The organism is Zobellella aerophila (genome assembly GCF_039539325.1).
GTDB lineage: Bacteria > Pseudomonadota > Gammaproteobacteria > Enterobacterales > Aeromonadaceae > Oceanimonas > Oceanimonas aerophila.
On sequence record NZ_BAABCX010000001.1, the window covers coordinates 59,710 to 82,409 of the forward strand.

The 22,700-nt window shown below is 58.1% G+C and carries 17 protein-coding genes; 10 read left to right on the forward strand and 7 right to left on the reverse strand.

The window, feature by feature from the left end; translation table 11 throughout:
• Positions 1-144: 144 nt before the first annotated feature.
• The gene (locus tag ABD806_RS00300) at positions 145-1,482 is read left to right on the forward strand and encodes a sodium-dependent transporter (RefSeq protein ID WP_344953369.1); all 1,338 of its coding nucleotides are present in this window, start codon (positions 145-147) and stop codon (positions 1,480-1,482) included.
• A gap of 174 nt (positions 1,483-1,656) precedes the next feature.
• Entirely contained in the window at positions 1,657-2,967 is a 1,311-nt protein-coding gene (locus ABD806_RS00305; protein ID WP_344953372.1) for a DUF2254 domain-containing protein, read from the forward strand.
• A gap of 59 nt (positions 2,968-3,026) precedes the next feature.
• Here ABD806_RS00305 and ABD806_RS00310 read toward each other — a convergent pair whose 3' ends face one another.
• The 3 genes from ABD806_RS00310 to ABD806_RS00320 all read right to left on the reverse strand — a co-directional run bounded on the left by ABD806_RS00310 (position 3,027) and on the right by ABD806_RS00320 (position 6,987).
• Entirely contained in the window at positions 3,027-5,375 is a 2,349-nt protein-coding gene (locus ABD806_RS00310; protein ID WP_344953374.1) for a fatty acid cis/trans isomerase, read from the reverse strand.
• A gap of 102 nt (positions 5,376-5,477) precedes the next feature.
• Positions 5,478-6,314, reverse strand: coding sequence for a tetratricopeptide repeat protein (locus tag ABD806_RS00315; RefSeq protein ID WP_344953377.1), 837 nt, complete (start codon positions 6,312-6,314; stop codon positions 5,478-5,480).
• 13 nt (positions 6,315-6,327) lie between these two features.
• Positions 6,328-6,987 carry a 4'-phosphopantetheinyl transferase family protein gene (locus tag ABD806_RS00320; protein ID WP_344953379.1) on the reverse strand — a complete coding sequence of 220 codons (660 nt, stop codon included), beginning with the start codon at positions 6,985-6,987 and terminating at the stop codon, positions 6,328-6,330.
• A gap of 290 nt (positions 6,988-7,277) precedes the next feature.
• On the opposite strand from ABD806_RS00320, the gene ABD806_RS00325 reads away from it, so the two are divergent.
• On the forward strand, positions 7,278-7,670 hold the full coding sequence (locus ABD806_RS00325) for an NlpC/P60 family protein (protein ID WP_344956395.1): 393 nt from the start codon (positions 7,278-7,280) through the stop codon (positions 7,668-7,670).
• A gap of 85 nt (positions 7,671-7,755) precedes the next feature.
• Here ABD806_RS00325 and ABD806_RS00330 read toward each other — a convergent pair whose 3' ends face one another.
• The 3 genes from ABD806_RS00330 to ABD806_RS00340 all read right to left on the reverse strand — a co-directional run bounded on the left by ABD806_RS00330 (position 7,756) and on the right by ABD806_RS00340 (position 12,711).
• A complete protein-coding gene (locus ABD806_RS00330; RefSeq protein WP_344953382.1) occupies positions 7,756-9,615 on the reverse strand; it encodes a DUF3413 domain-containing protein in 1,860 nt (619 codons plus the stop codon).
• A gap of 32 nt (positions 9,616-9,647) precedes the next feature.
• The gene (locus ABD806_RS00335) at positions 9,648-9,875 is read right to left on the reverse strand and encodes a YejL family protein (protein WP_116473671.1); all 228 of its coding nucleotides are present in this window, start codon (positions 9,873-9,875) and stop codon (positions 9,648-9,650) included.
• A 166-nt stretch (positions 9,876-10,041) separates the two neighbouring features.
• A complete protein-coding gene (locus ABD806_RS00340) occupies positions 10,042-12,711 on the reverse strand; it encodes a hypothetical protein (protein WP_344953388.1) in 2,670 nt (889 codons plus the stop codon).
• A 285-nt stretch (positions 12,712-12,996) separates the two neighbouring features.
• Between ABD806_RS00340 and ABD806_RS00345 the strand changes: the two genes are divergently transcribed.
• Both ABD806_RS00345 and yejK read left to right on the forward strand, forming a co-directional pair.
• Positions 12,997-13,707 carry a response regulator transcription factor gene (locus ABD806_RS00345; protein ID WP_344953391.1) on the forward strand — a complete coding sequence of 237 codons (711 nt, stop codon included), beginning with the start codon at positions 12,997-12,999 and terminating at the stop codon, positions 13,705-13,707.
• Between the two features lie 83 nt (positions 13,708-13,790).
• Positions 13,791-14,786 carry a nucleoid-associated protein YejK gene (gene yejK, locus ABD806_RS00350; RefSeq protein WP_344953394.1) on the forward strand — a complete coding sequence of 332 codons (996 nt, stop codon included), beginning with the start codon at positions 13,791-13,793 and terminating at the stop codon, positions 14,784-14,786.
• A 224-nt stretch (positions 14,787-15,010) separates the two neighbouring features.
• On the opposite strand, the gene ABD806_RS00355 is transcribed toward yejK, so the two are convergent.
• Positions 15,011-15,613 carry a peroxiredoxin C gene (locus ABD806_RS00355; RefSeq protein WP_344953397.1) on the reverse strand — a complete coding sequence of 201 codons (603 nt, stop codon included), beginning with the start codon at positions 15,611-15,613 and terminating at the stop codon, positions 15,011-15,013.
• A gap of 127 nt (positions 15,614-15,740) precedes the next feature.
• Here ABD806_RS00355 and ABD806_RS00360 point away from each other — a divergent pair, with 127 nt between their 5' ends.
• The 5 genes from ABD806_RS00360 to ABD806_RS00380 all read left to right on the forward strand — a co-directional run bounded on the left by ABD806_RS00360 (position 15,741) and on the right by ABD806_RS00380 (position 22,649).
• Positions 15,741-16,637 carry a hydrogen peroxide-inducible genes activator gene (locus tag ABD806_RS00360; RefSeq protein ID WP_344953400.1) on the forward strand — a complete coding sequence of 299 codons (897 nt, stop codon included), beginning with the start codon at positions 15,741-15,743 and terminating at the stop codon, positions 16,635-16,637.
• A 607-nt stretch (positions 16,638-17,244) separates the two neighbouring features.
• The gene (locus ABD806_RS00365; RefSeq protein ID WP_344953403.1) at positions 17,245-18,843 is read left to right on the forward strand and encodes an isocitrate lyase; all 1,599 of its coding nucleotides are present in this window, start codon (positions 17,245-17,247) and stop codon (positions 18,841-18,843) included.
• Between the two features lie 396 nt (positions 18,844-19,239).
• Positions 19,240-20,424 carry a thiamine pyrophosphate-dependent dehydrogenase E1 component subunit alpha gene (locus ABD806_RS00370; protein ID WP_344953406.1) on the forward strand — a complete coding sequence of 395 codons (1,185 nt, stop codon included), beginning with the start codon at positions 19,240-19,242 and terminating at the stop codon, positions 20,422-20,424.
• The gene (locus tag ABD806_RS00375) at positions 20,424-21,401 is read left to right on the forward strand and encodes an alpha-ketoacid dehydrogenase subunit beta (protein WP_344953410.1); all 978 of its coding nucleotides are present in this window, start codon (positions 20,424-20,426) and stop codon (positions 21,399-21,401) included. The genes ABD806_RS00370 and ABD806_RS00375 overlap by 1 nt, the downstream gene beginning before the upstream one ends.
• Positions 21,402-21,410: 9 nt before the next feature.
• Positions 21,411-22,649: a 2-oxo acid dehydrogenase subunit E2 gene (locus ABD806_RS00380; RefSeq protein WP_344953413.1), complete on the forward strand. Its 1,239-nt coding sequence runs from the start codon at positions 21,411-21,413 to the stop codon at positions 22,647-22,649.
• Positions 22,650-22,700 lie beyond the last annotated feature (51 nt).

Here is a 22,700-nt window from a genome sequence, read left to right on the forward strand (position 1 = left end):
CCCTCTGAGACGGCGTTCAGGAGCCGGTAAGCAGGCCTTCCGCGGCCGGATCGGCGAAGCCCCAGGGGCTCCGCCGCAAGTTGGGATCCCCGAGGCCCGCCGCTCTGCCATCTCAGACGAGATTAACAAAAAAGGAAATATGCAGTGAGAGAGAGTTTTGGCTCGCGCTTTGGTTTTATTATGGCAGCGGCCGGGGCGGCCGTTGGACTGGGTAATATCTGGGGCTTTCCCACCCAGGCGGCGAGCAATGGCGGCGGTGCCTTCCTGCTGGCCTACCTGGCCCTGGTGATGCTGCTGGCGTTTCCTATGCTGGTGATGGAAGTGGCCATCGGCCGCCATGGGCAGGCCAACCCGGTTGATTCGGTCAGGGCCCTGGGCCGGAGGAGCGGGCAGAGGAGGTTGGCCGGGATGATCGGCTACGCGGGTATGATGGTGCCCAGCCTGGTACTGACCTTCTATGCCATCGTCGCCGGCTGGCTGCTGGCGTTTCTGGCCGCCACCGTCACCCGTATGCTGGGCTGGCAGGCGGCGACCGACTGGCTGCAGGCGTTTGGTCTGTGGCGCAATATCATCGGCACCCTGGTGTTTTACCTGCTGACCATACTGGTGGTGCAGGCCGGGGTGCGGGCGGGCATAGAGCGCTGGTCGGCGCGGCTGATGCCGGCGCTGTTCGTGCTGTTCTTGCTGCTGTTCGGCTATATCCTGACCCAGCAGGGGGCGGCTGAGGGCCTGCGCCATTATCTGGTGCCGGATTTCTCCAAGGTAATGGAGCCCAGCCTGCTGATCAGCGCCATGGGCCAGGCGTTTTTTTCGCTCACCATCGGCGGCTGCTCCATGCTGATGTACGGCTCCTATCTGAGCAAGAAAGAAAGCATACCGGCGACCGCCTTTCAGGTGACGCTGATCGACACCGGCGTGGCGTTGCTGGCCGGTCTGGTGATCCTGCCGGCCATGTTTGTGGCCATGCATAACGGGGTGACTATCTTTGCCGACGACGGCAGCCTGTTGAGCTCGGATACCCTGGTGTTCGTGGTATTGCCCGCCCTCTTTGAAACCATGGGGCCGGTGGGGGGATGGATGTCGCTGGTGTTTTTCGTGCTGATGGGCATAGCGGCGCTGACTTCCTCCATTTCCATGCTGGAAGTTCCCGTGTCCTACAGCACCGAACGCTTTAAGACCTCCCGCCCGGCCATGAGCTGGCTGCTGGGACTGGGGCTGGCCCTGTTCAGCCTGGTTATCTGCCTGAACTTCGGTGCCCTGTTCGGCTTTGTCATCCGCCTGGCAACCCAGTATACCCAGCCATTGGTGGCGCTGGGTTTCTGCCTGCTGGGCGGCTGGATGTGGGGCCGGGCGCGGCTGTTTCAGGAGCTGGTACAGGGCACGCCCGCGCTTGCGGAGAGCCTGTTCTGGCGTATCTGGCCCTGGTATATCCGCTTCGTCTGCCCGTTGTTGGTACTGCTGGTCATCTGGCACTCGCTGTAACGGTTCCCGTTATTCCCGGCGGGCGCAGCGAGATAAGAAATCTCAGGTGGCAGGCACGAGAATCCGCCGCCTGAAAGTGATGGAAGGGTGGGTCGACGTGGGGAACGGCTGCTTGCGCCTTCATTGATCCTCGCCAAGACTGAAACCGTATCAATCTCATACGGGGGCAGCGGAATGAAGCTACGATTGCTGCGCTACTGGGAGCAGATACGGACCAGCTTCTGGTTTGTGCCCGGCCTGTTGGCGCTGGCCGGCCTGTCGCTGGCGCTGATCATGCCCTGGTTTGAGCATTTTTTTCCGTTGCTGGGGCTGTCGGATTTTGCCTTCGATCCGGGCCGACAGGCGTTGGCGATTATCGCCTCCGGCGCCATTTCCGTCACCGGGGTGGTGTTTTCCATCACCCTGGTGGTACTGAACATGGCGGCCAGCCAGTTGGGGCCGAGGCTGGTACGCAACTTTATGGCGGAGGGCACCACCCAGTGGATACTGGGCGCCTTCCTGGCCACCTTTATTTACTGTCTGATCGCCGGCGTCAATATGCAGCAGCACAGGCCTTTCCAGCTGACCCTGCTGGTGGGACTGCTGGCGGGTATCTTCAGCTTCATGCTGTTGATCTTGTTTATCCACCATGTGTCCGTCTATATCCAGATCCCCCGGGTGCTGGAGCGGGTGGGCTGCGAGCTGAAAGCCCACCTGCGAGCCCTGTTTCCGCCCCTCGAGGATGCGTCTATGGCGGAGCCCAGCCTGGCCCACCAGCATCAGCTGAAGAAAAAGCTGATGGATGTGGCGGCACCGGCCAGTGGTTATGTGCAAGGGATCGATCTGGATCAGCTGCTCAATCTGGCAAGTTGCCATGGCGGCTTTATTCGGCTTTGCTACCGGCCCGGTCATTACCTGATCGAAGGCTGCACCCTGGCCCGCGTCTGGGTCAGGGAAGAACATAAATCCGCGCTGATCGCGGGCCTGCACGACGCGGTGCTCACCGGCTCCGAACGTACCGCAATCCAGGATCCGGAATTTGCCGTCCATCAGCTGGTGGAAGTGGCGCTGCGGGCCCTGTCGCCGGGTATCAATGATCCCTACACCGCCCTCCATTGCCTCAACAAGCTGGCCGATGCCCTGGCCTTGCTGTCAACCCGGCAGGTGGGCCTAACCTATTGCTATGATGAGCGCCGGATATTGCGGCTGGAACTGTATCCGTACAGCTACGGTGGCATAGTGGATGCGGCCTTCCAGCAAATCCGCCAGTCGGCGCTGGGCAATGCGGCCGTGGTGATCCATATGGTGGATGTGATGCATCAGCTGTCCCAGTTGGCATTGCCGGAGGCGCTCCGACATACCCTGCTGATGCAGCTGGAGACCCTGCATCAGGAAAATAAATCCCGGCTGAGCCCGCTTGACCTGGCCGCTCTGAGTCGACGGGTCAGTCAGGTACAGCTGGCCCTGAGGAGCAGGCCCGAGGGGGGGCGGCTAAACAAGCCTTGATTGCGGGCCATCCGGTTGTGGTTAATATCGGCCGAGCGCGGGCCACCTGCACCGGGGGATCAGAGATTCAGGTAACGGTTGATGTCCAGCAGTCCCGCCTCCTGGGGACTGCTTTCCTGCATATAGGCATGCATGTCGTGCAGGTAGAACCAGAATTGCGGGTGGGTGCGACGGATGCCGAAATGGCGGGCGAGGGTGTTGAGATCGGCCTCGCGGGCCATGGCCTGCAGGGCGGCGACAAAGTCGTCCAGCTGTTCCAGTTTAATATTGAAGATAAAGTTGGGATAACTGCCGACGATACCGGGCAGTATGGTCAGGGTATCGTTCTGGGGGCGCAGGCGCAGATCTTCACCCAGGATAAAGGCCACGTTCGAGTGATCCCGGTTGTGCAGCAGGCTGTATACCAGGCGTCGCTCGCCAACTTCCACCCGCAACAGGCTCACCTCCGGCAGCCACTGGATGGCCGGTAATTCGCCCGCCGTGACTCCCGTCAGGGCCCGCAGACTGCGCTCTGCCTGCTGTTCGGCCGCCGAGCTGCCCACCCGCCGGCAGTCGCCGTCCGGGCAGCGATTGAGGGTATCCTCGGGCCCCCTTACCTCCGCCAGTTGCCGTAACACCTGGCTGCCGAAGTCCGCCAGCGGCACCCGGGCCGAGACCCTGAGCCGGCTGGGGGTTTGCTCATCCACATCCGCATAGGTGGTGAACAGCTTGAGCTTGCCGCTTTGGTCGTACCAGCTATGGAGCAACTCATTGCGCAGTGCCGGGGGCAGGAAGCGCAACAGGTTGGTTTCCGAGCCGTTGCGGATCAAGTCGAAATAGAGTCGGGTCTGTGCCTGGTGTGACACGCTGCCGTAGACATTGAAGTTGGCCACCAGGGCGTAATAGGTGCGCTCCAGCAAGGGGTAATCCATGATCCACATGGTGCTGGGGGTTGCTCCCTGCCAGCCCCGGATCACGCTGGCGCTGTCATGATGGCGGAAGATGGTGAGCAGGGCGTCCGGGTTGTGTCGATCGCCATGCCACAGGTGCTCCAGATCCGGGCCCTCGGGATACTGACGGGCATAGTCTCGCTGCCGCCGGGCCAGATAACGGTTGCGCTGATCCCTGTGGCTGATCCAGTCCGGCCCCAGGCTCAGCAGATCCGAGGTCAGGCCGGGCAGGGCGAGCCAGCCGCCGACGGCGGCCGCATGGGCCGGGTAGGTCACAAACAGGTCATGGTCGGGCGACTGAAAGCCGACCCAGAACTGATCGCGGATCACATCGGTGGCAATCTGGCCGCGGCACACGGGGCCGCGGATAAAGGTACGGGTAAAGTAGAGGGCATTGTCCAGCAGGTACTGGTAGCGGGCCCGGGCCGGAATGGCTGCGAAGGTGACGAAGGGGTTGGCGGCGCTGGCCGGGCTGTAGTCGGGAAGTTGACTGACCGCCCAGTCCGGGGAGAAAAACAACTGCTCCAGGCGGGCCATTTTTTCCCGGCTGAGGGGATAGGTGATGTGGGTCTTGTGCACTCGGGTTTCGAGCCTGGGCCGCAGGCGGTAATAGATTGCTCCCGTTATCCCGTCGGTGGGGCGCACCGTGGCGAGCACCGCTATGGGCTCGCCCGGTGGCGTGCGGGAGCGGAGCAGTTCGAAAAACACGGGCTCGGGATGATCGGTCAGGCTCAGATGGGCCAGAAACCAATGCTCGTAGAGATAACGGGATACCAGTTGCCGGCGCGGTTCGGGACGGTTGAGCCAAGCTTCCCACTGGTTGAGAGTCTGGCTCATGGCATCGCTAAGTACCGTCTGTTGTTCGGGTACGGGCGCACCCTGGCCGAGCCAGCTCAGCAGGGTCTGGTATTCGGCCTCACTCAGGCCGGTGACCGCGAAAGGCATACCGCCATAGGGATGTTTGCGGGCGTAGTCGTCAAACTCGTCGGCGGTGGTGCACCGGTTGCTGCGGGTGATGGCGATATCCAGTCTATCCGGCAGCCGCTCATTGGCGGGCCAGGGACTGTCATGCCCCAGGGCCAGCATGCGCTCCATCAGCGCCGGCAGCGGACCGTTGCCGTCGATCACACTGTAAAAACCGCGCCCACGCCAGGCTTGTTCGTCGTGGGCATCGACATGGAGCCGGTTGGGTTCGGCGTCCTGGGTACGGGTGCCGTCGTATACCCGCTGTTTACTGGCTCCGCGCACCACCCCCTGATGACTGGACAGCTTGAGCTGGCAGGGGGCGTCGTAGCAGGCATGACAGACCACGCACTTGTGCTCGAAAATAGGCCGGATATCGGTCAGGTAATCTACCGGCTGCGGGGATGCCGGCGTCGGCCGGGGCAGTTCTTCCTGCGGTGCGGAGCGATACAGGGCCAGCATGGCGCCGCCGGCCAGCAACGCCGGCAAGACGGCAAACCAGATGCGTTTGTTCATGATGGCCCTTGTCGGTATGCCCTGCCTAGGTTGTTATCACGTGAGCCGGTGGGGGTAAAGCAAAATCGGCGACACCCGTGCCGGGTTTCGCCGGGTGGCGGCTCAGTAGAGCATGCTGTAAAGCTGGCGGCGATATTTGGAGGCGACGGGATCGGCCCCCATGCCGGTGAGCATATCCATGAGGTGCTTCTTGGCTTCGCCGAAGGACATATCTCGTTTCAGCACTTCCAGCAGCAGCTGCAGGGCCTCTTCCTGCCGTCCCGCCTGGAAATAGAGTATAGCCAGCTCCTGCATTAACTCCATGTCGTCGGGCGTGTCCGCCAGTTTCTGCTCCAGTTGGCGCAACTCCGGGCTGTCGGCGGCTTCTTCGGCCAGCTTGAGCCGGGCCAGGATGTGTTGATACTGGCTGTCCTGATCGGCCATGCCGATGGTCGCCAGCAGCTGCTTGGTCTCGTCGAGTTTATTCAGGGCCAGGGCGGCTTCCGCCAGGCACAGGCGGATAGCGGCGGAATCTGCCAGGGCCCGGGCTTGCTGTAGCAGTCCATAGGCCGTCTGAGGATCCTGGCCCAGGGTTTGTTTGGCCTGGTCGAGCAAGAGCTCGGCCTCATCGGGCTGGTAAGGGGCCAGGAAGGCTTTTATTGCGGCCTCGTCCTTGGGCCCCTCGGACACATCGGCCGGCTGGCCATCCTTGAAGGCCACCAGGGCGGGCAGGGCCTGTAATCCCAGTTGGACCGCCAGGCTCTGTAGCTGGGGATCGGCGACATCGACCTTGGCTAAATCGATATGGCTGTTGTCGGCGCCAATAAGACCTTCAAGCACAGATGTCATCGCCCGGCACTCAGGCACTTGCTCGGCATGGAAATAAATTACCACCGTCTTGCTCATGGAGGCCTGGATAATTGCCTGCTGGAAGTTCTGTACATTGATATCAAGGATCATAAACAGCGTCTCATTAAGGGTTTATAGCTAAATAAGGTTGCGGACCGGTTATTTCAAGCCAATCCGGATAATCGGTCAATTTTATCAGCTGCGGCGCAGGCCCCTGCTCCCCGGCCACCGCCAGGCTAAGCCAGGCCGAGGGCAGGGGCCATTGATACAGTCGGTAGCTTTGTTGTCCGAGCCGGGTGTGAACGCTATCCGGATGCCAGCTAAAGCCGGCCAGGGACCCGGCGATGCCCGACCCCTGTGCCTTGACCAATGACTCCTTGGCGGTCCATAAACGGATAAAGGCTTGCGCCGGATCAGCCTGGGCCAACAGCCAGCGCTGTTCATCCGGGTGCAGATAGCGGCGGGCGAGGCGGTGGGCTTGGACGTTGTTCAGTCGTCGAGTCTCCACATCGACCCCCAAATCAGCCCGGGTATCGAGGGCCAGCGCCAGATAGGGGCCACTGTGACTTAAATTAAAAAACAGCGGCTGGTTTACCAAAGCAGGCTTACCTTTTTGATCCACCCGGATCTCGAGTTGCTGTCCCGGGATCCCCAGGCGCCTGCCCGCCAACCGCCGCAGCAGATAGCGACCCAGCAGGAATAGCCTGGCCTGTTGCTGGTGGGCGATCCCGGCCAGACGGGCCCGCTCATCAAAACTTAGCCAATTTGCTGCATTTATCGGCAACTTTATGTTCCGACTATCACAAATCAGAAACTCGGAGGCTATATCTTTGTTTTCAGGCATTTTCTCTTTTGCAAATGATCACTGAGTTGCACTAGTATCTTGTAAATCGACCGCTTGTTGGCATTTTTCGAATGAAAAAAGTCCTATTCATGAGTAGTTTCCTGGCGCTGGCCGGATGTAGCAGCATGCCGCCGGCTGAGCCTGGCAAGCATGCCATGACTAAAAAGCCACGTTCTGCCGTGACTTATAGCATCAGCACCGGGCCCAGCAAGGGCCTGTTCAATAAAACGATGGCCGGCACCGGTAGCAGCACACCGGATCTGCAGCGGGTGTATCAACGCTGGCGAGGCGTGCCCTATCGCTACGGTGGGGTAGATGCCAGCGGCATAGACTGCTCCGCCTTTACCCAGACAGTGTACCAGGAAGTCTATGGTATGGACCTGCCCAGATCGACCTATCAGCAGGTCGGCTTGGGTCGGCAGGTGGGCAAGAATGAGCTACAGCCGGGCGATCTGGTTTTTTTCCGCACCGGTAAAGGCGTACAGCATAATGGTGTCTACCTGGGTGATGGCAAGTTTGCCCATGCATCTTCCAGCAAGGGGGTGACCATATCCCGGTTGGATAATGTGTATTGGCGAAACCGTTATTGGCAGGCCCGCCGCCTGCTCGATGAAGGTATCTGAGCGCCCTTAATTCCAATAAAAAGAGAAGCAAACCGATGCTTCTCTTTTTATTTCCAGCCTTTGTGAACGGCGGTTATAAGAACCATTAGTGCTGACGCTGGAAACGATTGAGCTCGTTCATCACCTGCAACAGCAGCGACAGCTCAGGGTTGGCGTCCGGCTTGGCTCGATAGTCGGGCAGGCTCAGTAGTTGAAAATCGCCCTGCTGATTGAACAGGGTGACTTGATCCTGCTGATAAATCACATATTCCTCGTTATCTGCCGCCAGGCGCCAGCGATTGGCCTGTGCCTCGAACAGCGATTGGCCATTGGCATAGACCCGAAATGGACTCTCGACCCCCAGGGCTTCCTTCATCAGGGTCGGGATCAGATCCAGCTGGCTGGTATTGTGCTCGAAGCTCTGCAGCCCGCGGCCCGGCCAGGCCAGGACCAGCGGTACATGCAACTGATAGGGCGAATAACTGCTGCCGTAACCCCAGGTGTTGTTGCGGTTTTCGTTAAACTCCATGCCATGGCTGGCGGTGATCACCACCAGGGTGTCGTGTTCCATGCCTTGTTCACGGAGGGTCTCAAACAGCTGGCCAAGCAGCTGATCCGTATAGAAGGCGGCGTTGCGGTAGCGATTGAACAGAGCTTCTCTTTGCTTATCCTGATAGGCCTGGGCCGGATTCAGCCGCTCCAGGGAAGGCTGGAAGGGGCCCGTCACCCCCATGGGGACATCCAGTGCATTGAGGGCATCCAGATACAGGTAGGAAAACCAGGGGCGCTGACCGTCCTGGCCTTTCAGCCATTCAATCAGCGCCGCCTGTGCCTGCCTGTCCCCCTCTGCCCCCCCGACGGCGGGGCGGAACGGCTGGTTGCGCAGGGTTGAAAAAATCGCATGTTCATAGAGGGGCTTGTCCAGTCCGTTGCTGACAAACAGGCCCATCAGGTAATCCTGACGTTGGAGCTCGTCGATAAACACCGGCGAAATGGCATCGGCTTCTACCCCCGTCCGGTAGTGGGCCGGCAGGCTGTAAAACAGGCTGAACAGGCCTGCTTCAGGGTGGTTGGCGGCGCTCAGATGGTTGTTGAAGCGTAAATGCCGGTCGGCATATCGGCTCAGGTTGGGCATGACGATGGCGTCCAGCATATCGAAACGCAGGCCGTCGGCGACCACCAGCAATATGTTGGACGGTTTGCCCGGGGCCTGCACCGTCAGCTGGCGCAGGGGGTAAATCACCTGGAATCTGCCCTCGCTGCCCTGCTGGCTGCTGGTTTTCTGGTAGTCGTCCGGATCCAGCCAGCCCCGTTTTATCAAGAAGCCCTTCGCCGTCATCGGGTAGGAGAGCGGGAAATTGGCTTTTTGCGCGGTAATGGGACTATAGAGGGTCGCATCGGCCCAGATGTGCACCGTATGGGTAAGGAAAAAACACACCACCAGGGGCAGGGCGATGGGCATGGCCATGGAGCGGCGACGGCGCTGGCTCCATCGCCACAGCCAATTGGCCAGCCACAGTTCCAGCAGGAACAGCAGCGGCAGCCAGATAAACAGCCAGCCCCAGCCGGATGCCTGTTCGGACTGGCTCGGATCCAGCAGCAGGCGCCAGACGGTGGGGTTGAGATGGAACTTGAACAGGCTGAAAACCTGGGTGTCGATCAACAGCAGGGTCAGCGCCGCCGTGGCGATGGTGGCGCCAAGGAACTGCACCGCCCTGAGCCTGGGCAGCAGGAAGGTGAGCGGGAACAGGGTCAGCAGGTAGGTGAAGAAGCTCAAGAAGGCAAAATGCCCTACCCAGCTGACCAGCAGATAGGCGACGCCCAGGGGGGTATCGGGCCAGTCCGATCCGATCAGGTAACGGCTGGCCACCATGATGGCCAGCAATATATTGAAAGACACAAACCAATGGCCCCAGCCGATCAGGCGGGAGACATTATCACGATAAAGGTTGCCGGTTTCGACCATGGCTCAGCCGTCTGTCGTTGGACAAGGGGAACTCAATGAGCCCCTTTCTGGGTGTCGATGGAGGCGCTCAGCACCCGGGTGAACTTGTCGGCGATGGCCTTGCGCTGCCCCGGTGATACCTGGTGATTGAGAATATGGGTCACCAGGTTGCCCAACACCATCAAACGCAGATCTGCCGGAGCCTGATGCTTGTCCAGCACGGCCTCCAGTTCGGCAAGCAGTTGGTCATATTGTTGGTCGTATTTTGAAATGATAGGCATGGGCGTTCAATCATGTAACTTGGTGACGAGACGGCTATAATACCCCACCCCATCTGGCAACTCTATGGCAATCTGTCATAAGACCGTGCTGGTGAGCCTGGGTATGCAAAAAAATGACCCCACCAGACGGTGGGGCCGCTCGTTGCGTGTTACCTCATGTCTAGGGTCATAGCGCAGGCGCAGGTGGTACGTCGATATCCGACAGTCCGAAGGACGATATGCTCGGCATTTCGCACAGATCCATCAGGTCATGAATCCCCGGGGTTCCTGTAAGCTGCTCCTCAAAGGTCTGTAGAAGGGCGTTGTGGCCAAGTGCACCGACCTCCGGAATATTAACCAGAAAGGTCTTACCGGTAGTGTCGTCGTGGCTGTGGGGAATACACAGCTGCGGGTGGCTGAACTTGCCGGATTGAAGCGCAACTCTCCAGTCCGTTAACCCAGTTTCCAGCATTTCCACCAGGGATGCCTCGTCTTCCACCCCTAGATCAAATTCCCGCATACCTGCGTCGAGGTTGTTGAAGTTGATGATCGGGAAGTGACCGGCGGTCTTGTATGTTTCCACCACCTGGCGCAGGTTTTTCTTGGCGCCGTTGTGGAAATAAGGACCGGTAAATTTGATGTTGCGTAGACCGGGGGTCTTAAAGGCGCCGTTGCGCAGGATCTTCTCACCGATCACCACATCCGGTACGCAGTTGACGTTGGGGTTGTTGTTGGGGTCGCCCTGGCGCCGCCCTTGAGCATTGGCGTTGCCCACCAAGCCAGGACCGCAGGCCAGGGCCAGGTTGAACGGTATGGGGGTCAGGTCATCGGGGGCGGTGGGGATCAACAGCTCATTGTTGGCTATCACCTCCGCAACCGCGTCGATATTGTCGTTTGAAAGATTCGGATCCAGAACGGTAAGATCCTCGCCATTCTGCCGACGCAAAATGGTTTCCCGTAGCCAGGATAATGACAGCGGCACGCCGTCGAGGATATCCCCCAGAGAAATATCATCCGAGCTGGGCCTTACGCCAATGTTGTAGAAGCCGGCATCATACACCTGAGCCTGGTCATTGAAGGTGATCATGCGCTCCAGGGGCACCTCCAGGGCCTCCTTGCGCAACTGGCCCGGCGGCAGTGGCGGCACCGGCGGCGCGCCAAAGCCGGTGAGGGAGGACACGGTGGCCCCGGTAAATTCCGGGTTGAAGTGGCAGATACCACAGCCCGTGGCCCCGGCAAAGAAGCGACCCACACCCCGGTCGATGGCCAGCAGCGTGCTGACGGCATTGGCCAGAGTATTTGCATTGTTCACCACGTCATTACATACAGGTGGATTATTGCAAAGACCGATCGGACTGCCGGGCGCGACTTGAACGGCGAAATTGGCGGTGGCTGCATCTGTTTCCGATCCAGACACGGCACCAACGGGAATAAATTTGGCGTAATGCTCGGCACAGAGTTGCTTGGCATTGGCCACGCCCGCGGCGTTGTTGTTCAGCGCCAGGTTATTTACGCAAGTTTCGAAGGGTAGGCCCGTGACATCAATAGTAATGGCTCTTCGGCCCGTGCCATTGGTCAAGGTGCCGGTGGCGATACCGCCGGCCAGCAGATCCACTATGGTGTAGTCGGAAGTCAGGGTGGCCTCATAGGCCTGTACCGCCAAGCCAAAGAACAGGGCGAAGTTGTATTCCAGAAGGGTGAAGTCGTAGCCGCCTGCACAATTATCAACCTTGGTCGGCAGAGCGGGGGGAGGATTAAGTGTCAGGCATACGTCGTTGCCGCTACCATCCCCCCAGAAACGCTGGTCAAAGATGGCTTTCACAAGGGAATGGTAATTGTAATTTTGGTTTAACCCTGTACCACCGCAGTTGGCCCAGACATTCAGCAAGTCATCATCACAGGCGACCTTCTGGCCGTCCAGCGGTATGGCCAGGCCAAGTTTCTTGCCGATATGGGCAAAGGTACGGCCGGCAAGCTGCATTTCAAAATCGCTCAGAGGCGGGCCCACGGCCTGGGAAGCCAGGGCGGAAAAGGGAACTCGCAAGGTTTCGGGGCTGAAACCGTCGACGCTTGTGTAGGTCAAGACCTGGGCGTCGGGATCTCGAAAACCAAGGGGGTTGACGCCATTAAAGAAGCCATCGGCCCGTCCGTCCAGGAAATTGCGCAGGTTGAACACGGCATTGATCACGGTGGGGGCATTGCGTGGCTCTACCCGCCGGGCGGTATCGGGGATGCCCGTGTCATTGGCTGTAAAATCGACATAAAAGCCATCGTCCTCGGTTGCCAAGTCTCCACTATCGACCCGGCCACCGGAAAGGGCGGTAAAGGTACCGGCGCGTTGTCCCTGGGAAGAGCTCACGTCATTGATATCAAATGCAGGGTCACCCTTGGGACCAGTACCGGGAGTGCCATCGATGTCATCAACCGACCAACCCAGGCTCAGCAGCTCGTTTTCGCTGACCGCAAAACCCACTTCGGTGCCCAGGTCATTTATACCCGAATAATGGGGGTTGGTAAGCTGCCCATTGGCGGTTCCCAGCAGATCATGCGCAACATCATTGCGTTTGAGCCCCGGGCTGATCTGGTTTTTAGTGCGGTGATCGGCACCGGCATGGTAGTGGCAGCTGGCGCAGGCGGTGATCCCGTCACTGCCCACTTGCATGTCCCAAAACAAGGCTTTGCCCAAACGCTGCAGATCGGTCCGCTTTTCCGGTTGTGTGATGATGGGCCAGGAGCCAGCATTGGGACCTTCCCCATCCAGTAACCCCAGGGTGTTCACGTCTGGCACCGCCACCTGGTTCAGAGGCGCGACCGCAATGGGCTCAACCACCTGGGCCGAGACATTCGATGTCATCATCAACGGTAACGATGCCATTAACCCCAAAAGGAGGATCTGGCACCGCCAACGAACTTCAAACTTGTTGTCCATGTTTCACTCCCTGAGCACGTACGGTGCTCTTGTTGTTTTTTTCGGCTCAGGACTTGACAGCGACCACTGCCTTCAATAAGCCCAGCTTTTTTTCAACGGCTGTTAAAGCCTAAGAAAGTCCTGAAAAGGGCGCATGACGAAGATCTCTCCTTCTTGCCGGGAGAAGTCGACTAAAATTATCGAAAGAAAAGAGGACATACCTCCCGGGACATTTTGAATACTCAGGAAGCTCTGGTGGCATATCGAAAGAACCAAAATAACCCACGCGTGCTCGCCGTTTCCAATTATTCGGCCCTGTTGCTTGGCCTGGAAACACTGGTTTGTTCACGCTCCCCCCGGTTCGAGTGGGCGGGAGCACTCCTCAACAAAGAGAGTCTTGGTAGGGCGGGGGAGTTCGGCGCCAGCATTATTGTGACCGAACTGGACTCCATGCTGGGCAGGGAGTGTGTCAGTCTGCTTGGGGGGGAGAGCGAATTTTCCATCGTGGCATTGCAGGGATCGGCCACGGAGGCTCAAATTGATGAGGCGGTGAGAAAGGGGCTTAAGGGGGTAGTACAGAAACAAGCGCCCAATGAAGTGTTGCTCAGGGCAATTCTCGCCGTTCATCGGGGAGAGCACTGGCTGGATCGCCTGGTCACCAGCCGGATCCTGAGGGGATTGACGGGAGAAAGCGAAACCTCATCTGCAAATCTGCTGGACCGACTGACCAAACGCGAGCTGACTATCTACCACGCCGTCATCAAGCAGGTGGGCGAGCCCATCCGTAAACTGGCCTGCGAGCTTCACATCAGCGAGCATACCTTGAGGAACCACCTCACTGCCATTTATGCCAAGCTTCGCGTGTCCGGCCGGCTAGAACTGCTGGCCTTTGCCCGAGGCGAACAAAATACCAACCCCGTTTCCGAAGACAACAGCTATTCCTGAAACACATCGTCGGGCGTTCCACTTGCTTGCTGGGTGGCTATAATACCCACCCCTTCTGGCAACTCTATGGCAATCTCTCTGTTATGAGCCTGGTAATTGAACATATCATAGTCCACTCCCTGTTCGGCGATGAGCAGGGCCGAGTCCAGCTGGCCACCCGGGAGCAGGAGCTGAGCGCCAATCCGGCGGTGCAGCAGCTGATGGCCGAACTGCATCATATCTACAACACCAAGGCCGGCAAGGTATTCGGTTATTTCAACGAAGAGGAAACCGGCTTTCGTGATCTGGTGCGGCGCATGCAGGATCAGAGCCTGACTTTTGCCGGCTTTTCCCATCTGGCCGCCGAACGCCTGCTGGCCGAGCTCAACCGGCTGGAGATGAGTGAGCAGGGGGTCTTGCTGTTTGTCCGTTACCAGTGGCTGGGTGCCGATTATCTGCTCATCGCCCTGCTCGATAATAAGGACAGCGTGACCGTCACCGAAAAGCTGGAGGTAAGCCAGGCCAGCTACCTGGATCTGGGCAAGATGCAGCTGGCGGCCCGTCTGGATCTGACCGAGCTGCAGACTCGGTCGGAGTCTCGCCGTTATTTCTCCTTTATCAAGGGCCGGGCCGGACGCAAGGTGTCGGACTTCTTCCTGAATTTTCTGTCCTGTGTCGAGGGCATGGATCCCAAGGCCCAGAGCCAGGGACTGCTGAAGGCGGTGGATGAATACTGCGAGGCCCGTCAGCTCAGCGGTGAGGAGAAGCTTGCCAGCAAGGCCCAGGTGCATAAATATTGTCGCGAGCAGTTGAACCAGGGTGAAGAGCTGGAACTGCGAGAACTGTCGGCCGAGCTGGGTACGGATGACGATCTGGACTTTTATCAGTTTGTCAGCGAGGAATATCAGCTGGAAGATAAATTTCCGGTGGAGCGTTCGGCGCTCAAGGGGCTGACCAAATTTGTGGGCTCGGGCGGCGGCCTGACCATCAGCTTCGAGCAAAAACTGCTGGGGGAACGGATCCAGTACGACGCGGCGACCGATACCCTCACCATCAAAGGCGTACCGCCCAATCTCAAGTCGCAACTGGTGGGGAAGTAGGGGTGGAGCGTTTTCTGTCTTATAAATAAGGCGGCCGCAGGGCTGAATACCATTCACTTAGGAAAGATAAGGTGTCCCTAAGCCAGCCGTCGATGGCATGGATGCCATCGCCGAGCATACAAGGATGTACTTGCTGCGTGTTGGCGTGGGATACCTTATCTTGACTTGTCCTTAATCGAACGGCATCAGGCCGCCTTTGCATTATCTCAAGTAGGCATACTTGCTTACAGGGATCCTGCGTTCTCCGCCAGGTACTTGGCCACACCTTCGGTAGAGGCCTGCATGCCTTGCTTGCCTTTTTCCCACTGGGCCGGGCACACTTCGCCGTTGGTTTCGTGGAATTCCAGGGCGTCGACCATGCGCAGCATTTCGTCGATGTTACGACCCAGGGGCAGATCATTGACCACCTGGTGACGGACCACGCCGTTCTTGTCGATCAGGAAAGAACCGCGGAAGGCCACGCCGGCTTCCGGATGCTCAACGTCATAGGCCTGGCAGATTTCGTGCTTGACGTCGGCAACCAGCGGGTATTTCACCTGGCCGATACCGCCGTTTTCCACCTTGGTGTTGCGCCAGGCGTTGTGGCTGAACTGGGAGTCGATAGACACACCAATCACTTCCACGCCGCGCTTCTGGAATTCTTCGAAGCGGTGATCGAAGGCGATCAGCTCGGACGGGCACACAAAGGTGAAGTCCAGCGGATAGAAGAACACCACGGCGGCTTTGCCCTTGATGAAAGCTTTCAGGTTGAAGTTTTCAACGATTTCGCCATTACCCAGTACGGCGGCGGCGGTAAAATCGGGAGCGGGGCGACCTACGAGTACCATATCAAGACTCCTTATCGGCTATAAATTTGACTGAAACCTTCAGCCATTGATGTAACAGGACAAAGTGTAGAGGCTGTGCTAGTTTTGTTAAATCGAATTAAACAGATTACCTTAATCGAGTTTTCAAATGCATCGTTGGCCCAGCCTGAAGCAATTGACCTATCTGGTCGCCCTGGATGAACATCAGAATTTCAACCGGGCCGCCAAGGCCTGTTTTGTCAGCCAGTCTACCCTGAGTACCGGCCTGCAAACCCTGGAAACATTGCTGGGGGGAGAACTGATCGAGCGGGATCACAAGGCCTTTGTGATGACGCCACTGGGGAGGCAAGTGGTGGCGCGCGCCCGCGAGTTGCTGGCGCAGACCCGGGATCTGATGGAGCTGGTGGAGGGACAGAAGGGGGCCATGAAAGGTGCCATCCGCCTGGGCTGTATTCCTACCATAGCGCCTTTTCTATTGAGCAGGCTGGTGCAGGCGAGCCGGCGCCATTATCCCGAACTGCAGCTCTTGCTGCGGGAAGACACCACCCAGCAATTGCTGACCCTGTTGCGCTCCGGCGAGCTGGATGTATTGCTGCTGGCCTTGCCCACCGACACCCGGGGATTGCATAGCCGGACCCTGGGACAGGATCCCTTTATGTTGGTGATGCATCAACAACTGGCCCGGGGATTTACCCAGCCGGTGGATTATGGGCAGTTGCCGGACCAGAGTATCTTCCTGCTGGAGCAGGAGCACTGCCTGACCGGGCATGCGGTCAGTGCCTGCAAGCTGACCGACAGCCGTAAGATTAATCCTTTTGCCGCCACCAGCCTGCATACCCTGGTACAAATGGTTAGCGCCGGTCTCGGCACCACCTTCTTGCCACAGATGGCCATCGATGCCGGTATTTTGCATCACACCGGGATAGTGACCATGACCCCTCAGGGGGAACAGGCCTACAGAGACATAGGCCTGGTGTGGCGGCCCAGTGCCACCCGGGTGGAAACTTTCTACCGGCTGGGGGATCTGGTCTCCGAGCTGCTTTAGCCCGTCTCCCCAGGGGCTGGCTTCTGGCCGCCTTCTTTTACTGCTCCAACATGATAAAACAACAACAAGTCAGCCATCAGCCTGGCTTGAGTCCTAATCAACTTTGCCTGTGCGCTTATTTCAAGACCCGGCAGGGGCTGCATAACAGATTTAGAATTGTTTGTACTGCTAGGTGTTATCGAGACATTTACAGGTTAAACATGATTGATTTAAACCTTGGAGTTAGGTCGGGACAAGTTATTGCATATGTAATTTAATTACGTTTTATTTATACATTTATATTGTCTTGGTCCAGTTTTTTATTATTAAGAGAGCCAGTTTTAGACCTTGTTTTAACCGGACAGCCAGGGAGCGATTTAAATCGAGATTAAAGTATTGAATCCCTGTATTTATGTGATTTGGGTTGGGTTTTATGGAAATTAACTATTGATCTTATGGTTTTTTTTGCGCAATTTAATAGGCGTTCCCCGGCGGTATCGGTACAGGATGATAAGCAAGCACGGTGAAATTGAATTGTGGTTGCAAAATTAAAAATGAAATTCCTGACCTGAGCGCCAAATGGTTATCACACGGAAACGAGCATATTTAACTAACGAGGACTGAGACCATGTCATACGCAAGCGACATTCATGCACTTAAATCATTGATTAATGAAAACCCGACCTGGGGCGCCATTAAGCCGGAACACGCCGCTCGCATGCGAGCCCAGAACAAGTTCAAGACTGGCCTGGATATCGCCAAGTACACCGCGAAAATCATGCGCGAAGACATGGCGAACTACGACAAGGACAGCTCCCAGTACACCCAGTCTTTGGGGTGCTGGCACGGCTTCATCGGCCAACAGAAGCTGATCTCCATCAAGAAGCATTTTGGCAGCACCAAGCGTCGTTACCTGTATCTGTCCGGCTGGATGGTGGCGGCACTGCGCTCCGAATTCGGTCCTCTGCCCGATCAGTCCATGCACGAGAAAACGGCGGTGTCCGGCCTGATCGAAGAGTTGTACACCTTCCTGCGTCAGGCCGACTCCTGGGAGTTGAACCACCTGTTCCGTGCCCTGGAAGACGCCCAACAAGCCGGCAACCAGGCCAAGGCCAAGGAAATCGAAGCCCAGATCGATAACCACGAAACGCACATAGTGCCGATCATCGCCGACATCGACGCCGGTTTCGGTAACGCCGAAGCGACTTACCTGCTGGCCAAACAGATGATCGAAGCGGGTGCCTGCTGTATCCAGATCGAGAACCAGGTTTCCGACGAGAAGCAGTGTGGTCATCAGGACGGTAAAGTCACCGTGCCTCACGCCGACTTCCTGGCCAAGATCAACGCGGTTCGCCTGGCGTTCCTGGAACTGGGTGTGGATGACGGTGTAATCGTTGCCCGTACCGACTCCCTGGGTGCCGGCCTGACCAAGCAGATCGCGGTCACCAACGAGCCGGGCGATCTGGGTGATCAGTACAACAGCTTCATCGACGGTGATGTGATCGAAAGCGCCAGCGACATCAACAACGGCGATGTGGTGATCAAGCAGAACGGCAAGCTGGTTAAACCCAAGCGCCTGGCCTCCGGCCTGTTCCAGTTCAAGGCCGGCTCCGGTGAAGACCGGGTGGTGATGGACTGTATCGCCAGCCTGCAGAACGGCGCCGACCTGCTGTGGATCGAAACCGAGAAGCCGCACGTGGGCCAGATTGCCGGCATGGTTAACCGTATCCGTGAAGTGGTGCCCAATGCCAAGCTGGTCTATAACAACAGCCCGTCCTTCAACTGGACCCTGAACTTCCGTCAGCAGGTGTTTGATGCGTGGCAGGCAGAGGGCAAGGACGTTTCCGCCTACGACCGTGCCAAGCTGATGAGCGCAGACTACGACAACACCGAGCTGGCCAAGCTGGCCGACCAGTGGACGGCCAACTTCCAGCGCGACGCGGCGCGTGAAGCAGGTATCTTCCACCACCTGATCACGCTGCCGACTTACCACACCGCGGCGCTGTCTACCGACAACCTGGCCAAGGGCTACTTCGGTGACGAGGGCATGCTGGCCTATGTTGCAGGCGTTCAGCGTAAGGAAATCCGTCAGGGTATCGCCACCGTCAAGCACCAGGACATGGCCGGCTCCAACATCGGTGATGACCACAAAGAGTTCTTCGCCGGCGAAGCCGCCCTGAAGGCGGGTGGTAAAGACAACACCATGGGTCAGTTCGAGAACATCTGATCACCCAGGAAGAAGCAATCGAAGAACAACAATTCTAACTAGGTCCATCTCGTTTTTAGGCAGCCTCAGGGCTGCCTTTTTTTTGCTTGGCGCCGCGTCGGCCACTCTTCCTGTTTGGCCGAGTTAGGAACAGGTGCATCAACATTGTTGACTGGTTTTATGGGGATTAATCAGATTATATGACTAAAAAATTATTATTGATTGAAATTATATCTGCGCGGGTGGCTTGAAAAGTCGTCGATGTAAATATAGTGTTAATAAAATGATTTGTTCGTGTTTGTCTGGCCCGCTCCGGGCCGAACAAAATGGGGGCTGATGATCGGAGCCGCTATACTTTTGGTCGTCAGATGAGTTTCATGCCTGTTGCCCGCAACAGGCGACACAAAGAGAGCGCCTATGGCCAACCCCAATAACGCCACCATTACCACTGTACATAAGGCAAAGTTCACCGGCGCGAATGCGCTCACCATTCCGACCCTGAAGATCCTCAAAGACGATGGTGCTCTCTATGCCGACGCCGTGGTGCCGGAGCTGGACCGGCAAACCGCCCTGCGCATGTATGACAGCATGGTGTTTATCCGTGCCCTGGATGAACGCATGCTGGCGGCACAGCGTCAGGGTCGGATCAGTTTTTATATGCAATGCCTGGGCGAAGAAGCCACCACGGTTGGCAGTGCCGCAGCCCTCGACGAAAAAGATATGATCATGGCGCAATACCGGGAGCAGGGGGCCTTGCGCTACCGTGGTTTCACCCTGGAACAATTCATGAACCAACTGTTTACCAACGAGCAGGATCTGGGCAAGGGCCGGCAGATGCCGGTGCATTACGGTTCACGGGATATTTATTTTATGACCATCTCTTCGCCGCTGGCGACCCAGATCCCCCAGGCCAGCGGTTATGCCTATGCCCAGAAGCTGCGGGGCTTGAATAACACCACCATTTGCTATTTTGGTGAAGGGGCGGCGTCCGAGGGGGATTTCCATGCGGGATTGAACATGGCGGCCGTGCTGCAGGCGCCGGTGATTTTTTTCTGCCGCAATAACGGCTATGCCATTTCCACACCCGCCAACGAGCAGTTTATCGGGGATGGTATCGCCTGCCGCGCCGTCGGTTACGGCATCCAGGCGATACGGGTGGACGGCTCGGATATCCTGGCGGTCTATGAGGCTACCCGGCTGGCCCGCAAACTGGCCCTGGAACAACAGGAGCCGGTGCTGGTCGAGGCTATCGCCTATCGCCTGGGGGCCCACTCCTCATCCGATGATCCCAGCGGCTACCGTTCGAAAGCAGAGGAGGACCGCTGGCGAAAAAATGACCCCATCGCCCGCTACCGCCTGTGGTTGCTCAAACAGGGATGGCTGGACGACGAGGCTGATAAGGCCAAGACGGACACCTTGCGCCAGGAGATCCTGGATGCCCTGAAGGTGGCCGAAAAAATTGCCAAACCCGAGCTCGAGCAGTTGGTGACCGATGTCTATGCGGAGCCGACCGACCAGCTCAACAGCCAGCTCGAGAAACTGAAAGACCATGTCCGCCTGTACCCAGATGCCTATCCGGTGACCGGGGGGAGGGTGAAATAATGGCACAGATGAATATGCTGCAGGCCATCAACAATGCGCTCGACCTGGCCATGGCGCAGGACGACAGCGTAGTCTGTTTTGGCGAGGATGTGGGGCATTTCGGCGGCGTGTTTCGCGCCACCAGCAAGTTACAGGACAAATACGGCAAGGGGCGCTGTTTTAATACGCCGCTGACCGAGCAGGGCATCGCGGGTTTCGCCAACGGCATGGCGGCCCAGGGCATGAAGCCGGTGGCGGAAATTCAGTTTGCCGATTATATCTTCCCGGCCTTCGATCAAATCGTCAATGAAACGGCCAAATTTCGCTATCGCTCCGGCAATCAATTCAATGTGGCCGGTCTGGTGTTTCGTACCCCCTATGGCGGCGGCATCGCCGGCGGTCATTATCACAGCCAGTCTCCCGAAGCCTATTTTGCCCATACTCCGGGATTGAAGCTGGTGGTGCCGCGCGATCCTTATCAGGCCAAAGGCCTGTTGCTCGCCGCCATCCAGTGCCCGGATCCGGTGCTGTTTTTCGAACCCAAACGCTTGTACCGGGCCTCGGTCGGCGAGGTACCGGAAGACTATTATGAGCTGCCGATAGGCCGGGCCGAGGTGGTACAGACAGGTTCGGATGTCACCCTGCTGGCCTGGGGCGCGCAGATGGAAACCATCCAAAAAGCCGCCGAACTGGCGGAAAAAGACGGTATTTCCTGTGAGATTATCGACTTGCGCAGCATCCTGCCCTGGGACAGCAAGACGGTGGCCGAGTCGGTACTGAAAACCGGCCGCCTGGTGGTCAACCACGAAGCCCCCCTGACCGGCGGTTTTGCGGCCGAAATCGCCGCCACCATCCAGGAGTTGTGTTTCCTTTATCTGGAAAGCCCGATTGAACGGGTATGTGGCCTGGATACGCCTTATCCCCTGGCGCTGGAAAAAGAGTATATGGCGGATCACCTAAAAACCTATGAAGCGATAAAGCGCTCAGTGAACTTCTAAGAGGCCGGTATGAAAAAGGATTTCTATCTGCCAGATATTGGCGAAGGTATTGTCGAATGTGAGCTGGTGGAGTGGCTGGTGCAGGAGGGCGATCATATCCATGAGGATCAGGCGGTCTGTGATGTGATGACCGACAAGGCCCTGGTGCAGATCCCGGCGGTGCATGCCGGCGTGGTCAGCAAGCTGTATGTGCCCAAGGGGGAGCTGGCCAAGGTGCATGCGCCCCTGTTTGAAATGGAGCTTGAAATGGCGCCGGCGGAAGAGCTGCCGTCAGCTGCGCAAACCGAAACCCGGGGTGAGGCTGCCGACGCGCCCGGCTCGGTGGCGGCCAGGCAACCCGTCGAGGCCCGCCCGGAAAAGGTGGTCGCCAGTCCGGCGGTGCGCCGCCTGGCCCGGGAAATGAGCGTCGATTTAACCCAGGTCACCGGCTCGGGGGACAAGGGGCGGGTGTATAAGGAAGATATTCACGCCTTTGTCGACGGCATTGCCGCAACCACCGAGGCCGTCGCGTCGGCCCCCGCCGCCACGGAACCGCTTGCGCAAGGGCGGCGGGTCGAGCCGCTCAAGGGGATCAAAGCCGCAATGGCCAGGCAGATGGCCGAGTCGGCGGCCACCATTCCCCATTTTACCTATTGTGATGAAATTGCGCTGAACGAACTGGTCGCCCTCCGGGAGCGGCTCAAGTCGCACTCAGCCCTGCAGGATCTCAAGCTGACGCTGCTGCCTTTTTTTATCAAGGCCTTGTCGCTGGCCCTGAAGGACTTTCCGATCCTCAACAGCCGGGCCAATCAAGCATGCAGCGAGCTGACCTATCTGCCGGAGCACAACATCGGGGTTGCGGTGGACTCGTCGGCCGGCCTGCTGGTGCCCAATATCAAGCAATGCCAGGACAAGTCCGTCCTGGAGATTGCCCGTGAGCTGGGGCGGTTGACGACAGCCGCCCGCGAGGGACGGGTCAGCCCGGCGGATCTCAAGGACGGCACCATCACCCTGTCCAACGTCGGAGCCATCGGCGGTACGGTGGCGACGCCCATTATCAATAAGCCGGAAGTCGCCATCGTGGCCCTGGGCAGGATGCAGACCTTGCCCCGTTTCAATGACCAGGGCGAGGTGGTTGCCAGCCGGCTGATGCAGGTGAGCTGGTCCGCCGATCACAGGGTCATCGACGGCGCCACCATGGCCCGTTTCAGCAATCTGTGGAAGCAGTATCTGGAGCAGCCTGGCCTGATGTTGGCGAAGTTGGTGTGATGTTTGTAGGTTCAGTGTCAAACGGGATTGATTGGCTTTTCAGACGACCTG

Excerpts from the sequence above, each read along its gene's own strand:
- ABD806_RS00305 (WP_344953372.1), top strand. The coding sequence starts at position 1,657 with ATGAAGCTACGATTGCTGCGCTACTGGGAGCAGATACGGACCAGCTTC.
- ABD806_RS00340 (WP_344953388.1), bottom strand. The coding sequence starts at position 12,711 with ATGATGACATCGAATGTCTCGGCCCAGGTGGTTGAGCCCATTGCGGTC.
- ABD806_RS00365 (WP_344953403.1), top strand. The coding sequence starts at position 17,245 with ATGTCATACGCAAGCGACATTCATGCACTTAAATCATTGATTAATGAA.
- ABD806_RS00370 (WP_344953406.1), top strand. The coding sequence starts at position 19,240 with ATGGCCAACCCCAATAACGCCACCATTACCACTGTACATAAGGCAAAG.
- ABD806_RS00335 (WP_116473671.1), bottom strand. The coding sequence starts at position 9,875 with ATGCCTATCATTTCAAAATACGACCAACAATATGACCAACTGCTTGCC.
- ABD806_RS00330 (WP_344953382.1), bottom strand. The coding sequence starts at position 9,615 with ATGGTCGAAACCGGCAACCTTTATCGTGATAATGTCTCCCGCCTGATC.
- yejK (WP_344953394.1), top strand. The coding sequence starts at position 13,791 with ATGAGCCTGGTAATTGAACATATCATAGTCCACTCCCTGTTCGGCGAT.
- ABD806_RS00325 (WP_344956395.1), top strand. The coding sequence starts at position 7,278 with ATGGCCGGCACCGGTAGCAGCACACCGGATCTGCAGCGGGTGTATCAA.
- ABD806_RS00380 (WP_344953413.1), top strand. The coding sequence starts at position 21,411 with ATGAAAAAGGATTTCTATCTGCCAGATATTGGCGAAGGTATTGTCGAA.
- ABD806_RS00355 (WP_344953397.1), bottom strand. The coding sequence starts at position 15,613 with ATGGTACTCGTAGGTCGCCCCGCTCCCGATTTTACCGCCGCCGCCGTA.
- ABD806_RS00375 (WP_344953410.1), top strand. The coding sequence starts at position 20,424 with ATGGCACAGATGAATATGCTGCAGGCCATCAACAATGCGCTCGACCTG.
- ABD806_RS00310 (WP_344953374.1), bottom strand. The coding sequence starts at position 5,375 with ATGAACAAACGCATCTGGTTTGCCGTCTTGCCGGCGTTGCTGGCCGGC.
- ABD806_RS00360 (WP_344953400.1), top strand. The coding sequence starts at position 15,741 with ATGCATCGTTGGCCCAGCCTGAAGCAATTGACCTATCTGGTCGCCCTG.
- ABD806_RS00315 (WP_344953377.1), bottom strand. The coding sequence starts at position 6,314 with ATGATCCTTGATATCAATGTACAGAACTTCCAGCAGGCAATTATCCAG.